Source organism: Undibacterium sp. GrIS 1.8 (assembly GCF_040544445.1).
Taxonomy (GTDB): Bacteria; Pseudomonadota; Gammaproteobacteria; order Burkholderiales; family Burkholderiaceae_D; genus Undibacterium.
On sequence record NZ_JBEONQ010000027.1, the window covers coordinates 42,172 to 57,763 of the forward strand.

General features: G+C 46.7%; 12 protein-coding genes. All 12 read right to left on the bottom strand.

Features of this window, described 5'->3' with window-relative positions:
* Positions 1–32: 32 nt before the first annotated feature.
* Entirely contained in the window at positions 33–1,604 is a 1,572-nt protein-coding gene (locus AAKU64_RS13795) for an aldehyde dehydrogenase (NADP(+)) (protein ID WP_354362279.1), read from the bottom strand.
* The gene (gene araD1, locus AAKU64_RS13800; protein ID WP_354362280.1) at positions 1,601–2,605 is read right to left on the bottom strand and encodes an AraD1 family protein; all 1,005 of its coding nucleotides are present in this window, start codon (positions 2,603–2,605) and stop codon (positions 1,601–1,603) included. Before araD1 ends, AAKU64_RS13795 begins: the two co-directional genes overlap by 4 nt.
* Positions 2,606–2,715: 110 nt before the next feature.
* Positions 2,716–4,458, bottom strand: a complete 1,743-nt coding sequence (locus tag AAKU64_RS13805; RefSeq protein WP_354362281.1) for an IlvD/Edd family dehydratase — start codon at positions 4,456–4,458, stop codon at positions 2,716–2,718.
* A 452-nt stretch (positions 4,459–4,910) separates the two neighbouring features.
* Entirely contained in the window at positions 4,911–5,798 is an 888-nt protein-coding gene (locus AAKU64_RS13810; RefSeq protein WP_354362282.1) for an SMP-30/gluconolactonase/LRE family protein, read from the bottom strand.
* A 118-nt stretch (positions 5,799–5,916) separates the two neighbouring features.
* Positions 5,917–7,077 (bottom strand): aldose epimerase family protein, encoded by a 1,161-nt coding sequence (locus tag AAKU64_RS13815; RefSeq protein ID WP_354362283.1) that lies wholly within the window; start codon positions 7,075–7,077, stop codon positions 5,917–5,919.
* Between the two features lie 2 nt (positions 7,078–7,079).
* Positions 7,080–8,027 carry a glycoside hydrolase family 43 protein gene (locus tag AAKU64_RS13820; protein WP_354362284.1) on the bottom strand — a complete coding sequence of 316 codons (948 nt, stop codon included), beginning with the start codon at positions 8,025–8,027 and terminating at the stop codon, positions 7,080–7,082.
* 95 nt (positions 8,028–8,122) lie between these two features.
* Entirely contained in the window at positions 8,123–9,475 is a 1,353-nt protein-coding gene (locus tag AAKU64_RS13825) for an MFS transporter (RefSeq protein ID WP_354362285.1), read from the bottom strand.
* Between the two features lie 150 nt (positions 9,476–9,625).
* Positions 9,626–12,244, bottom strand: a complete 2,619-nt coding sequence (locus AAKU64_RS13830) for a TonB-dependent receptor (RefSeq protein ID WP_354362286.1) — start codon at positions 12,242–12,244, stop codon at positions 9,626–9,628.
* Between the two features lie 582 nt (positions 12,245–12,826).
* On the bottom strand, positions 12,827–13,768 hold the full coding sequence (locus AAKU64_RS13835) for a family 43 glycosylhydrolase (protein WP_354362287.1): 942 nt from the start codon (positions 13,766–13,768) through the stop codon (positions 12,827–12,829).
* Positions 13,769–14,639: 871 nt separating this feature from the next.
* Entirely contained in the window at positions 14,640–14,909 is a 270-nt protein-coding gene (locus tag AAKU64_RS13840; RefSeq protein WP_354362288.1) for a hypothetical protein, read from the bottom strand.
* Between the two features lie 58 nt (positions 14,910–14,967).
* Positions 14,968–15,180 (bottom strand): hypothetical protein, encoded by a 213-nt coding sequence (locus AAKU64_RS13845; RefSeq protein WP_354362289.1) that lies wholly within the window; start codon positions 15,178–15,180, stop codon positions 14,968–14,970.
* 28 nt (positions 15,181–15,208) lie between these two features.
* A complete protein-coding gene (locus tag AAKU64_RS13850) occupies positions 15,209–15,481 on the bottom strand; it encodes a hypothetical protein (RefSeq protein ID WP_354362290.1) in 273 nt (90 codons plus the stop codon).
* Positions 15,482–15,592: the final 111 nt, after the last annotated feature.

Here is a 15,592-nt window from a genome sequence, read left to right on the forward strand (position 1 = left end):
TTTTGCTCATTGTATGCGCCCACTGATTACATTCACTGCCTGGTCAGGGCACCGTCACGACGACGCCAGATTCCAAGAGGATTATCCTCCTGTAAAGCTTGCGGCAATAGAGTTTGCGGCATATTTTGATACGACACTGGCCTTAAAAATCGATGGATCGCGGCGGTACCGACAGAAGTACTGCGACCGTCCGAAGTTGCCGGGAATGGGCCACCATGCACCATAGACGACACTACCTCTACTCCAGTCGGGAACCCATTGACTAAAATACGCCCTACTTTGCGCTCAAGTACCGGCAATAACTGGGCGGCGACGATTGTATCTGCCTCATCCATTTGCAAGGTGGCAGTTAATTGCCCTTCCAGGCTCTCAGCGACCTGACGTATTTCATCTGCATCTTTACAAGCGACGAATATCGAAGCAGGGCCAAAAATCTCGTGATGCAATTCAGCTTGTTCCAGAAACACTTTACCACTGGTGGTGAACAAAGCTGGAGCACCTTTTCCCTGCTCAATCGGCGTATTAATTACCGTAGTAACGTCAGCTTGCTGCGCCATATTGGCGACACCAGTCTGATAATTGGATGCGATACCCGGGGTCAGCATGGTGCCGGATTGAGCTGTTGCCAATGTCTGTGCAGCCAGCGCTGCAAAGTGATCAAAATCTGCACCCTCAATTCCCAACACCAAACCAGGATTAGTACAAAATTGCCCCACTCCCATGGTGAGCGCAGCAGCAAACCCGGCAGCAATCTCATTGGCCCGGTTTGCCAATGCGTGGGGTAATAAAAATACCGGATTGATGCTACTCATTTCTGCATAGACCGGAATCGGTTGTACTCTTGTAGCCGCCGTCTGCATCAGCGCGATGCCACCTTGCCGCGACCCGGTAAAACCAACTGCCTGTATCGCCGGATGACGCACTAGCGCTTGCCCGAGCTCATTACCAATACCGCTCAACATTGAAAACACGCCAGCGGGCAACTGACATAATTGCACGGCTTTAACAATCGCCTGCGCCACCAGTTCCGATGTGCCAGGATGTGCAAAATGCGCTTTGAGAACGACAGGGCAACCAGCAGCAAAGGCTGATGCAGTATCACCACCGGCGACTGAGAATGCCAAAGGAAAATTGCTGGCCGCAAATACCGCCACGGGACCCAGACCAATCAACTGCATACGTAAATCTGGCCGCGGTGGTTGTCGCTCGGGCAAGGCCGCATCGATACGGACATCACGCCAGGAACCTTCCCGCAGCAGATCGGCAAACAGCTTTAACTGCGTCACTGTACGGCCACGTTCGCCCTCTAAGCGCACCCTTGGCAAACCGCTCTCAGCCATGGAACGTACAATTAAAACATCACCCAGCTCTATAATTTGTTGCGCAATGGTTTCTAAAAACTGGGCACGTTGTTCATCGCTAGTCGCACGGAAGGGATCAAATGCAGCTTGTGACTGACGGCAAGCTTCATCAATTTGAGCCGCATCAACGGCGTAAAAAGCAGGCTCTATCGATTCTTTTTTTGTTGGATCAAATGCCAGAAACGCGCTACCGTTTCCCTTCACGCTAACGCCACCGATCAGCGCTTTTCCTGTAATCATCATAATGCATGTACTTTCGCAAAAGTAGTTTTTGACACTTCCAGTTTATTTCTTAGAGCCGGGCCAAATGCCGGCGCTTCGATCTCAAAAGTTTCACCTGCCTGCACGCTGACATTGTCTGCAAAACTCAGTGTAGCGGTGCCAAAAAAATGAATATGTACATCGCCGGGACGATTGAACAAGATGTATTTAAAATGGTGATATTCTAAATTCGCAATCGTATGGGACATATTTTGTTCGCCACTGACGAAGGATTTTTCCCATCGTACTTGCCCCTCTTTATCAATAATGCGCGATGTTCCGGCAACATGGGATGGCAACTCGCCGACCAGTAAAGCAGGACCGATACTGCATGGGCGTAATTTAGAATGCGCAAGATAGAGATAATTCTGGCGCTCGGTAATATGATCTGAAAATTCATTTCCAATCGCATAACCAACACGATATGGCGCGCCATCATCGCCGATCACATATAAACCGGCAATCTCTGGCTCTTCACCACCATCCAACGCAAAATCAGGCATGTTCAATGTCTGTCCACTAGCGCTGACAACGGAGCCGTCTCCTTTATAAAACCATTCTGGTTGTGCTCCAACCTGACCTTGCTCTGGTTTTCCACCTTCAACGCCAAGGCGAAACATTTTCATACTGTCGCTCAGCGTGTCCATATCGCCACCGATTTTTTTATGCATAGCATCACGTGCATCGGCGCTGCCAAGATGGGTTAAACCCGTCCCGGTGACATAGCAATGCGCTGGATCTGCATGATCTAGCGGCGGCAAAATACGACCTGCTTTTGCAATATCCTCATACTGATAGACCACATTACCAATAGCCGAATTAGCCAATTGCTCAAGCCCAATCTGCTGCCGGATGGCGCTCTGTGCCAGCGCATAGGTTGACGAATAGCCATCAATCACACGAATGCTGGACTGCTCCAGAATGCCAATATGTCGTGTCCCGGCTCCTGTAGTAGATTCGGTAAGAAATTGAATGAGTAACATGTGAGTTCCGCGATGAAAAGTGAGATGAAAAGCGTAGTGAAAATAGATAGCAACTACGCTTTATTTGAATGCTTGGTGTGAATGCTTATTGAGATTGCTTATTGAGAATATTAATGAGAATGTTTAGGTACGGCAGAGCCACGACTACCCAGCAAAAAGTCAAAGTCACAACCCTCATCAGCCTGCAATACATGATCGATATAGAGCTTCTGATAACCGCTCTTGGCAGTAGGAACTTGGTTGGTGGCGCGTGTTGCCAAGCGCTCTATCATTTCTGATTCAGAAATATCTAAGTTCAAACTACCTTTGCTGCAATCGAGCGAAATCCAATCTCCATCCTGAACGATGCCCAAAGACCCGCCCGCCATTGCCTCCGGTGCCACGTGCAATACGACTGTGCCATATGCAGTACCGCTCATACGGGCGTCTGAAATACGCACCATGTCTTTTACACCTTGTGCCAGCAGCTTCGGCGGCAAACCCATATTGCCCACTTCGGCCATGCCAGGATAACCCTTAGGACCACAGTTCTTCATCACCAAAATTGAATTTGCATCTACCTCAAGATCGGGATCAACAATACGTCTTTTATAGTGATCAAAATCCTCAAATACCACTGCCTGACCGCGGTGTTGCATCAGATGTGGCGATGCAGCTGAAGGTTTTAAGACAGCACCACGTGGCGCCAGATTGCCACGCAAAATACAAATTCCACCATCTGCAATCAAAGGATTTACCAATGGCCTGATCACTTCGTCGTCATACACCGGAGCATCTTGACAGTTGTCCCAGAGAGATTTTCCGTTGACGGTTAAGGCATCTTTGTGCGGTAGTAAGTTACCTTCACCTAAGCGTCTTATCGCCCCGGGCAAACCACCCGCGTAATAGAACTCCTCCATCAAAAACCGCCCCGACGGCAATAAATCAACAATCGTTGGCGTGCCCTTGCCTATCGTTGTCCAGTCCTCTAATTCCAGATCAACACCGATACGTCCGGCAATGGCTTTCAAATGGATGACGGCATTGGTTGAGCCGCCGATGGCAGCATTCACCCGGATCGCATTCTCAAATGCAGCGCGCGTCAGTACTTTGGACAAACGTAGATCCTCCCACACCATTTCTACAATGCGGATGCCGGACATGTGTGCCAATACATAACGACGTGAATCGACCGCAGGGATCGCGGCGTTATGCGGCAGCGAGGTACCCAAAGCCTCGGCCATGCAGGCCATCGTCGATGCTGTCCCCATGGTATTGCAGGTACCTGCAGAGCGCGACATGCCGGACTCTGCCGCCATGAACTGATGCATGGTGATATCGCCAGCTTTGACAGCTTCATGTAATTGCCAGACCGCTGTACCCGAGCCAATATTCTTGCCATTAAGCTTGCCGTTGAGCATAGGGCCGCCGCTTACAACAATGGTGGGGATATCGCAACTTGCCGCGCCCATAAGCAAGGCGGGAGTCGTCTTATCACAGCCAACCAGCAACACCACCGCATCCATAGGATTGCCACGGATAGATTCTTCTACATCCATGCTGGCAAGATTGCGGGTTAACATCGCGGTGGGGCGCAAATTGGATTCGCCATTCGAGAATACAGGGAATTCCACAGGGAAACCGCCTGCCTCCAGTATCCCTTTTTTGACATGCTCTGCCAGTTGGCGAAAATGGGCGTTACAAGGGGTTAATTCTGACCATGTATTGCAAATACCGATGATCGGCTTACCCTGAAATTCATGATCAGGTATGCCCTGATTTTTCATCCAGCTGCGATACATAAAACCGTTTTTATCTTGGGTACCGAACCACTCAGCCGAGCGTAGCGCGACCTTCTTTTTTGTCTCAGACATGCGTACTCCTTATTTTTATATTGCCAGCCCAATGTGTCTCATCCGGCTGGGTAGCGATATAGAAATAATACGGAGTTCATCGATGCCTTTCCAATCACTTTTTATTTAGTATTGATATTCGATTTGGTATCGATAAAGTGATCAAGAGAACTAATAGGACTTACGCAAAATTGTCCCAGCAAGGCGTAGCAACGACGACAGTCTTTAATACGACTAGGCGCTGCAACGCAGCTGCGGCAATTTTGCGTAAGTCCTAACTAAAGACACCTTACCGACGTCCAATGATTATGTGGCTTACAAGACAAAAATGGCTGGAAAGCCCTATTATCATTGGACTATGAAAATCGGAATTTTTGAACAGTGCGATCAAAGTACGCCGGATCAATAACCGATAATCTGCGATAGAAAACGGTAAAGTACAGGACTAGCTGCACAGCCCTAAGAATGTCTAGCTAAAAACGTCTACCTAAAAATCGTTGTTCTGGGATGCCACGAGCATCATCCAGCTCAGCATGAAAAATACCTCCCGCTTGCGGCTGAAATGCCAACTCAGTGTCAGATAGTGAAACACGCGCCGTACTGACGTAAAGCGCAGTTAACGCCGACCCGCCAAAAGTAACGCAACTCGGTTGTGATACTGGCAGATCTAATACCCTATCTATCTGTCCATCCGGCAAGTAGCGCACCACACGTCGTCCGCCCCATTGCGCATTCCATAAATATCCTTCGGCATCAATAGTTGATCCATCCGGCTCACCAGGCTGATCGCTCAGGTCGGCAAACAATCGGTCTTCCGAAATCGCTCCGCTGGTGGGGTCATAGCTACAGCAACGAATAACTTTGTCAGGAGAGTTGCAGTAATACATGGTGCCGCCATCAGGACTAAAGCAAATACTGTTGGCTACTGCGGCTTGGGATAAAGGCAGACGCTCTAAGCTTAGGTCGGTATTGAGGCGGTAAAAACTACCGATCGCCGCCGCATCGGGTGCTTGATTAAAACAGCCAAACACAAAACGCCCCTGACGGTCGCAGCGACCATCGTTGATACGCGTCGTTGGGAGGTCAGATTCCACATCGCAAACCGGTGTGATCAGCGAGGTCGAAAATTGAAAATAAGCGAGTCGGGAGGCCAGACCGAGTAACAATTGATCATCGTCATCGGTTAAAGCGAAGCAAGCTAATCGTTCTGGCATAGCCCACTGAAAAATCTCATCGCTCGCCGGATAATAGGACCAGAGACATGCGCCTTCTATATCGGTCCATAACAAGCGCTGCAAACGCTCACACCATAGAACGCATTCACCTAATATGTTCTTGGCGTCTATTTTAAGTTGCATCATGCGATCAATTTTTTGCTCACCGTTAAGCTGTTAATCAGTTTGTTAGCTAGTATGCTAACGAGTTCGCTAATAAGTCCATTTTGCGATTCGCCTGAAGTCGCCTCACCCGCCGTGATGATTAGGCTTGTACCAAAAACCGGTAAACCGAAAGACTTTCATATTCCTCACCTGGACGTAAAATAGTATTCGGAAAAGCAGTCTGATTTGGTGAGTCGGGATAATGTTGTGGCTCCAAGCAAAAACCACTGCGATGACCATAATTAGCTGTCTTGCCAGATAATGAACCATCTAGAAAATTACCGCTATAAAACTGTATGCCTGGTTCTTGCGTCCACAATTCCAGTACGCGTCCAGACACGGGTTCATGCACACGCGCAGCCAGACTCAATTCTTGACTAAACTCTTTAGATCGACTTTTATTCAGCACATAATTATGGTCATAACCGCTGCCATAGCCCAGTTGCTGATCCTCGTCTTGAATCCTCGCGCCTATGAGTTTAGGCGTACGAAAATCAAATGCAGTATCTGCCACAGACAATAAGCTACCAGTAGGTATCAGTGCACTATTCACAGGAGTATAAGCATCGGCGTTGATCATTAACTCATGACCCAGAATATCGCTTACGCTATCACTAATTCCTGCCAGATTAAAATAAGTATGTTGAGTCAGATTGATTGGCGTCGCCTGATCCGTTTCCGCTTGATACAGCACTTGCAGTTCGTTGGCATTAGTTAGTGTGTAAGTGACGGTGACTTGAAGATTGCCGGGATACCCTTGCTCACCATCGACACTGAGGTAGCTCAAAGTCAGGCCAACCGCGGTAATGTCGCCTCGTGCATCATTGCGGACAAAGGGAATGGCATCCCACTTTACTCTATGAAAACCTGCTGAACCACCGTGCAAATGATTGTCGCCATCATTGCAAGGAAGTTGATAACTGACATCATCCAGCACGAAACGTCCATCGGCGATACGGTTACCAAAACGTCCAATCAAGGCACCAAAATAAGGAGAGATATCGCAATACGGCGCCAGATGATCAAAGCCCAGAGTCACGTCGGTAAACTGGCCGTGTTTATCAGGCACATGCAACTCGGTGATAATGCCGCCGAAGTCGATGATTTTGACGATCATGCCTTGGCTATTGATTAAAGTGAATAGCTGTACATCCCTACCGTCTAGTAGTTGTCCAAATACTTTTTGACTGACGGAAGGTATCTCGCGGTTGTTACTCATGCCGAAGTCTCCGCCACTATTTTTATTACATTTGACACTCATGGTTACGGCTCTGAGGAGCGACCAAACAAGGGCATCCCGTTCGCATCCCATTTCAATTTTTTGACAAAAGTATGGCGGTCTGGATTCCAGAGCGGGTCACCGATAATCTCGGTATAAGTACGGGCGTGATATACCAGCATGACAGTCTCACCATCGGTACCATAGGTAAAACTATTGTGACCTGGGCCATAAATTCCATGCTCGTAACAGGTTTGGAATACGGGTTCTTTGGCTTTGGTCCATACCGACGAGTCTAGCAAGTCGGCGTTCTCGTCAGCCCATAATAATCCCATCGCATAATTTTCATCCGTCGCGCTTGCAGAGTAGCTGATGAATATCTTGCCCTGACGTTTTAATATTGACGGACCTTCATTGACCCAGAAGCCGCGGATTTCCCAATCAAATTCTGGCTTACTGAGCATCACCGGTGACCCGCCGAGTTGCCAGGGAGTTTTCATTGGAGCGATATAGATATTGGAGTTACCTTCAATCGCCGGATCTTTTTGCGCCCATACGTAATACAACACACCCTGATGAGTAAACGTTGTCGCGTCCAGGCAAAAGCTATCGATACCAGTATCAATTTGCCCCATGAATTGCCATTCACCTTGCAAGGGATTGCTATTGGTATTTCGGATAGCATACATTCGGTGTTGAAACAATTTATCTTTGATCTCGCGGCTCGGTGCCGCAGCAAAATACACGTACCAAGCACCCTGATTAAAATGCAGCTCTGGTGCCCAGACTAATTCGCTGTAAGAGCCGGTATCTGGCTTATGCCAGACATCGACCGTCTCCGCATTTGCCAGCTCTGCAATCGATTTGGCACGACGTAATTCTATTCGGTCATATTGCGGCACTGAGGCGGTAAAATAGTAATAGCCATCGGTATGCTGATAGATGTGCGGGTCGGCACGTTGCTCGATTAAAGGGTGTAATTTTTCAGTCACGGTTATTTCCCATAGTCACATTGCGATCACAAAAAAATCAGCAACTGACGTCAATACATTGATCTCATTTCAAAACAATCTCTCGACTTCATACCTCAGGCTGCTACATAGCCTTTAGTACGCATCTCATCTTTCACACCGCTGTAGTAGTCGTCATTAATACGGTACTTAAACATCAGCAATCCCATAATGAAATGGAACACGCCCGGGATTACCGAAAACATTAAAACAATGCCAGTCAATGCGAATGGAGTCTGCTCTTGATTAGCCTGGTAATTAAAATAGCTCAGCAGGATACCGACCAGGCCGCCCGCTACTGCCATGCCGATCTTTTGACAAACTGAAATACCGCCGAAGGCAAATCCAGAGACCCGCTTACCAGTTTTTACCTGGCCATAATCAATTGTCTCTGCAATCGCCGACCAAAATACAGGCGCATGCAAATCCACTACAAAGGACAATAAAAAATACAAAACAAAAGCCAAAACCATATCGCCGGGTTTAACCACCAGATAAATCAATGCGCTGATCAAAGCCACAGCGATTTGTGTATAACGGAATAGTTTTACCTTGCAATAAAATTTGGTGATCCAGGTTGAAGCAACCATCGATAAAATCGCTGCGACGACACCGGTAGATAAAAAAGCAGCGACTGTTTCTGTGTTGGCACCCAAAAAGTATTTGGCGTAATAAATCGCCACAGATCCGCGCACTACATAGCCCACCGTACCCGTGACACAGACGCCGCATAAAATCAGCCATTGATCATTGCGTAACAGCACTGCTAACTGTGAAGACAAAGACTGTTTTTCGACGACATGTAAAACCCGTTCTGTGGTGCTGAAATAGCAGAATAAAAATAAAGCAACACCCATCACTGCCATCACCGCCATTGCAGCCTGGTAGCCGACTGCCGGATTACCAGAGCCCCATTTTTGCGCTAGCAGAGGCACAATAATTGTCACCATAAACGCACCGATTTTGGCAAAAAACAGCCGATATCCATTCGCCGATAAACGCTCTTTAGGATCATTGGTCAAAGCACTCACCAGTGAGATATACGGAATCCCAACACCCGCCGTCATCACCGTCATCAATATATAGGTGGAATACGCCCAAACTAATTTGGCGCTGTATTGCCACTCAGGCGTAGTAAACACAAAAAATACACTGACGCCATAGGGCACAGCCAGCCACAATAAATAAGGACGGTAGCGACCAGCGCGGCTGGTGTATCTATCAGTGATTTGCCCCATCCCTAAATCAGCAATCGCACCGACAAACTTAACCAAGACAAAGAGTAAAGCGAGGTCGGTAGTTTTTAAACCATAGATGTCGGTATAAAAAAAAGTAATGATCAGCATCATCGATGAGATCACTACATTTAAGGCCATATCACCTGCCCCAAAACCTACTTTTTCTACTGTCGATAATTTTTGAGTATTCATTTAATTTTTGCCCGGTACAGGTACCAGTTATATGTTCGTCTCAACCAAAAGGGGCATTGCTGCTATTTAGCAATGCCCCGATGAAATCACCTGCTGGTGTTAATGTGCCTATGTTTTTTTCTTGACCTTTATCTGTTTAGCTTTGAAAGATTAACCTTTCCAGTTCAAACCTATACCTATCCTGCGGTCGTAGCGGCGAGTGTCACGCGGATACACATTAGGATTGCTAAAGTAATCGCTGTACTTAAAGTCCAACAAATTGCTGCCATCTAAAGTGATTGAAAGATTAGGTGTGATCTTATAGCTCAGCGACCCATCCAGCGACGATATCGGTGCAACCGTCAAATCCAAACCGGAATTAGAGGCATTATAAGTATCCACAAATTTAGAACGCCAGTTATAAGCCAAACGTCCAGACCAACCATTTTTCTCATACAAAGCGGCAATGTTATAAGAGAATTTTGATAAGCCAGTGAAAGGCTTATCGACTAAAGTCGGGTCAACTGATTTGGTCGTTTTACCTTCCATATAAGTCACGTTCGCCTGCAAACCAAAGCCACCTAACCAGCCAGGCAACTTATCATAAAACTGCTGATACGCGACTTCCAAACCTTGCAATTGTCCGCTGTCGGTATTGTAAGGACGTGTGACCTGATATACCGTCCCCGCGAAAGTTTCCGCTTGTGTTTTATTGAGAATATAGCCGTCAAAATAATGCTGGAAAACCGCCGCGCTGACAGATCCCGCTGGTGCAAAATACCACTCAAGTGCGGCATCAAAATTGCGCCCTGTTACTGGTTTTAAGTCTGGATTACCGCCTGTCGCGGTCGGATTGACAGTCACGCCAGCATTTATATAAGCCGCCCCCGGATTGAGCTGCGCAAAATCTGGACGAGTAATCGTTTTACCTGCTGCCAGACGAGCGATCAGATCTGGTCGCAAATTAAATTTAAAACTCATGCTTGGCAATACATCTGTACTCGAACTGCTTTTTTGTGTCGCAACATAGCTACCGTCGGTCAACAAATTATTACCTTGCAGTTCCTCATCTGTTTTAACTATACGTACACCAATGACTCCGCTGACCGGCACGCTACCCCAGTCGAAGCCAACATTTGTTTTTCCATAAAATGCATAGCTTTTTTCAGAGTCCTGGAACATTGATCCCGGATCGAGTGCTTTCGCGCTGGAAGAGCCTGTTACCGCATTGCGAATCGCAGCCGTATTATTGATCAGGAAAGTAGCGCATGGTGTGTACCATTGCGCCAAGCCATAGTTACCGCCCAAGGCTGGCGATACACAACTCAAGCCATTAATACTGGCCGCATTAATGCCTGGTGGCGCACCTACTCCACCTTCAAATGATTTGATTGATTCAGCCGTTCTGCTGGAAACGCGAACACCAGCGCTAAACTCTTTAAATAAACCATCGGCCTCCGGCGTATAAAAACCATCCGCACGCCAATCAGTTGAGCCCCCTTTATCACGACCATAACGATCAAATAATTGAAATAAAGAGAAATTTTTCGCGTCCTTCATATCAATACCCGTGTATTGAAAATTAGGCGTGTCATTCAAGCTGGTATTGACATTGACATTAGGTACCGTGGTATTGGTATCCAGGATCGGATTAGCCCAAGTGTATTTGCTCGAGGTAGTAGATATTTCTGAAGTAAATTTTAAGCCCGGACTCGCATTCCACCGGCCACCGACGGCAAACTGCTGTGTCAGCGTATCCGCCTTATTTGCCTGGGTTGAGTCGATAGTAAAAGTGTTATGCGAAGAGATCGTCTGCACCTGATTTGTACCAGGAATCGTCGTGGTCGTCACTGAATTACCAAGCCATGGCAGCCCAACAAAAAAGTCAGTTTCAAAGGTATTTTTATAGCGGGTAGAGATGCCCTCTGCGTACAACTCAACATCCGCATTAGGACGCCATTGCACGGCAACATTCTCAGCCAAGCGGCGACGATTACCAGGAATAGCTTCAATACCCATCACAAAAGGACCTGTGAGATTAGGACCCTGGCTAGTTGGATTGGTATTAAATGCGCGCTCTTCCTGGTACTTATTTTCAACATAAGACAGACCGAATAGGGCACCAAATTCGCCGTAGGCTGTTTTCCAGCGATTGGATACCATCATCCCGACATTAGGGTCATTGGATTTAGATTTATCGCTGTTTTCCAAATGCCCATTAGCTGAAAATGTGTAACCTTTAAAATCGAAAGGCCGATTGGTGCGGACATCCACCACACCAGCAATACCGCCCTCCACCAAATCGGCGCTTTGGGATTTATACACATCGACCCGTTGCAACATAGTTGACGGGATATCTGCCAAGTTCACATAGCGTCCGTTGGTGGTATACATTTCTCTACCGTTTAACAACGTAGCAATCCCGGGGAGTCCGCGTATCAATACCGAATTGGCTTCTCCGGCATCACGACGAACCTGAATCCCGCTCACACGCGCCAAAGTCTCGGCAACATTTGTATCGGGGAATTTACCAATATCATCGGCAACAATGGTATCGATGACCTGATCTGAATTTCTTTTGATTTGCAGTGCGCTTTCAGCCGACTTGCGTACGCCGGTGACCACCACTACGACACCCTCGTCTGGAGCAGCAGCAACTGCTTTAGTTTCTTGCGCCCAGACAGAAGCGCAAGTCAGTATCCCGACACTGGCGAGCGCCGCCACAGATACTTTTAAAACCAAAGGGCGATAAGGCTTGGCCATATCTGGGCCAGATACGTTACGTTTCATACGTCTCCAATATATTTTTAGTTATGTGCTTCAAGGTCAGGCATTTTTATCTACATGCTCTAAATTCATCTTAAGGTGCACACAAAAATCTCTCCAATCAATTTTTTAGCGTTTTCGATATCAATATCGATATCAGGACTCGCTTAGGAACTAGCCTAGAAGCTCGCTAAGAGCACGACTTCGGAATTGATTGGCTATAACGATGTCAGATCACATCGCCAAAAAGGGCAAACTTGCCCTTGTAAGCCTAGGGAAATTGCCACGCCAGAAAAATTCAGCGCAACTTGTGCGCATATTGTCCAAGCAAGAGGTGATGTAAGCCAGCACGATTTAAGAGCAACACAGATTAGCTCATCGCTCGAGATAGTTTTATTCTGTGTAAAAGCCGTGGGAATTTACAACACTTCTGCTACCAACTGCAACACTCAATGCGATCATCATTGGTAATTATGTCGTACCAGGTTTGAAGGAGTGGCGAAGGAGTTAGCAAAAAATGATGATCGTAAAGGGCTTCAGGCTCACAACGAAGCGTCATGAGCCTGAAACTGATCCTGACCTAGCGCTGACAAAATAGCGAAGAGATTAGTAAGTTGGCCATCCATTTGAGAAATACAGGTCGTTTAAAAATAAGACGCCATTGAAATTATTCTGACTATCCAGTTTATGTCTGGCGAGTACACCGTTACTGACCGACTCTCCGCCAGGAGCAAAAAAACGACCGCCGCCCGCCTCTAAGGTAGTACCGCCAGAATTGAGCATATCGTTACCGCTCATGTCGAGATAAGGGCCGGTAATGCTAGTCGATCTGCCATACGAGATGTGATAAGTGCTGTTTGCTTTTGAGCAGCAAGTACCTTTAGAAACAAACAGGTAGTAGTAGCCACCATTGATCATGATGAAGGCGTTTTCAATCCCGCTACTGTCAGAGGCCAGGTGGTATCGGGTACCAATCGGCTTTAATGTGGTTGGATCAACTCTGCTGGTATAAATCCCAGTCCACCAAGACCCAAAAGTCAGCCACGGCTGCCCCGCTTTATCGACTAAAAAATTCGGATCAATCGCGTTAAAGTTATCGCCACTCTTGGAGGACAAAACAAGCCCTTTATCAACCCAGTCGCCCTTGGCAATACTGGATGCGGTGGCAAGTCCGATGGCTGATTTTTGCGAACCAAAGGTCGATACGGCATAGTATAAAATCGCTTTGCCATTATAGACACGCATGTCGGGTGCCCAAACGACTTTAGAATTGCCGTTGTACTGCCCCCACCACGACAAGCCGCCAGCAAATATGCTGCCACCTTGCGTCCAGGCATGCCCGTCAGGCGAGTATTTGACACCAATACCGGTGTCGCTGGTTTCAACGATCCACCAAGTGTTACCGTCTTTTATCATACTAGGATCATGCGTCACGACTGCGCCGGTCAGCGTCCATGCCGCCGCCTGTGCGCTGGATATTGGCAAGATACTGCTGAGCATAATACCGACGATTAACGACCATTTTTTGATGCGAGTTATCTTATTCATCGTAGCCTCTATTTTATGTATGTAAATATAATTGGCACTATATTTACTCTGGCGTTTTTGCCAAATGTGGGTGTCTCCCACATTTATACTGCGATAAACGGAATGTCCCGTCCAATCACTTTTTTACGGCGATCCATATTGCTATGGGTATCAATCTGGGCTTATCAGTTGACGCTACAACGAGAAGCGATCGCTAAAACTGCTGCGACGTTTTTTCTGTCATTGGATAAATTTAAAAATGGAATTGTTTTACGACCAAAAGATGCTCACCGCTTAAACAGTCTTAGGTAATCTGCGTAGGAAGTCCGCCTTATCATTACAACGGCAATTTTGCTTAATGCGGGATTAGTATCTGGCGTTGGGAGGCTATTGATTGAGCCAATCTACGGCAACAAAATAGCAATATTGAAGGGGGCTTCTGCCAGAGGATCTGAAATGATTTTTTCTTACGGGCTTAGTTATTACATCTTTGTTACATCTTTACTACATCTGGATTGATGGCTCAGTTGTAAAGTTCAGTTGCTAGTTTAAATTGCCAGGCTAGATTGGCTGCTTCGGTCATCGTTAGCAACTACCTGCCGGTTAGCTCTACGGCCACGCTAGCTGCTTACTCGTAGCAAACATCAACATACTCCCCGTAAAAAAATCAAAATATCGCTTATAGACCAATAATGACATGAACAAGAAAATATACTTATAGGGAGTATTAATTAAGCACAAACCAAACACAAGCTAAGTATCAATCAAAATCTAATCAGAAAAATACAAAAGGACAATACCGTTACGCGGTGTCACCTAGTCGTATTCGCCGAACTTATCTCCCAATTAAATACAATACAAAGGCATTTATACCGATTCGCAAAATAATCTTTTAAAGCGCTTTCAGGTAGTAGCAATTACCGTTATTACTGACAATGACGTTATCTTCCAATCTGCCGGCGGGTGTTCCGTACATGAGTTTTTGAAGGTTCGCCTTTTTGTAAAAGAAAAGGCCATGCTCAGTATGCGTTTCCATCGGATGATCGCCAGGTTCAGCGTAATAAACACGATCTAACAAATAGCCTACCGGGCTCTGCTGATCAGCGTGAGAGAACAAATCGTATTGCACTGCCGCTTGTAAATCTAAGTATTCATCACTCATGTACATCTCCATAAAAATTTTTCGATGTTAATTAAATAGGGCAAAACAGAAAGCGGGATCACGCATTTGGCACTCTTCCCAAATAGGGGCCAGTGGACTTGCTCCAATGAGCCAGATCCTCACTTGCTTCCGCCTCAGAATGAAAAGTTTTTTCCGAGGTGATGGACTTGCCCTCAACTTCTTTTTTAGAGTGCGGATCAATATGGAAGTCATACACTCGCAATAACCAAAGACCTTCGGGCGTTTCATGAAATTGTGTTTTAGTAGACATCATCATTCCTTCAAAAAAAGCGTAGCCTTTAATTTGAGCCAAGAGAAAGTAAAAATCCCGCTAACAAGACGATGAACACCAGCGATAGTGCAGCGGCACCGATGTCCCGCGCCAGCGTCGCAGTCCAAGATGGCTTCCCAATATTAAATTCATCGACCTCGTTATCAAAAATCAGGCTCTCATTTTTTGCTTCAGCTTGGGCATGCATACGATTCTCCATTTTTCTGGTTGGCTCTGACCGTGTCACAGCTGACTTGAAATTACGCCGATTATTGGCAGAGATCGGTTCGATAACCCACATAAGTCCTTTTTTCCTGCGATTGTTATTTTCGCTTGGTAAGCGTCGCTAAATTCTGTTGGACTCTTACTTAATTACCGCCTCGATTACGCTTACGTGCGGTCACACACAGAC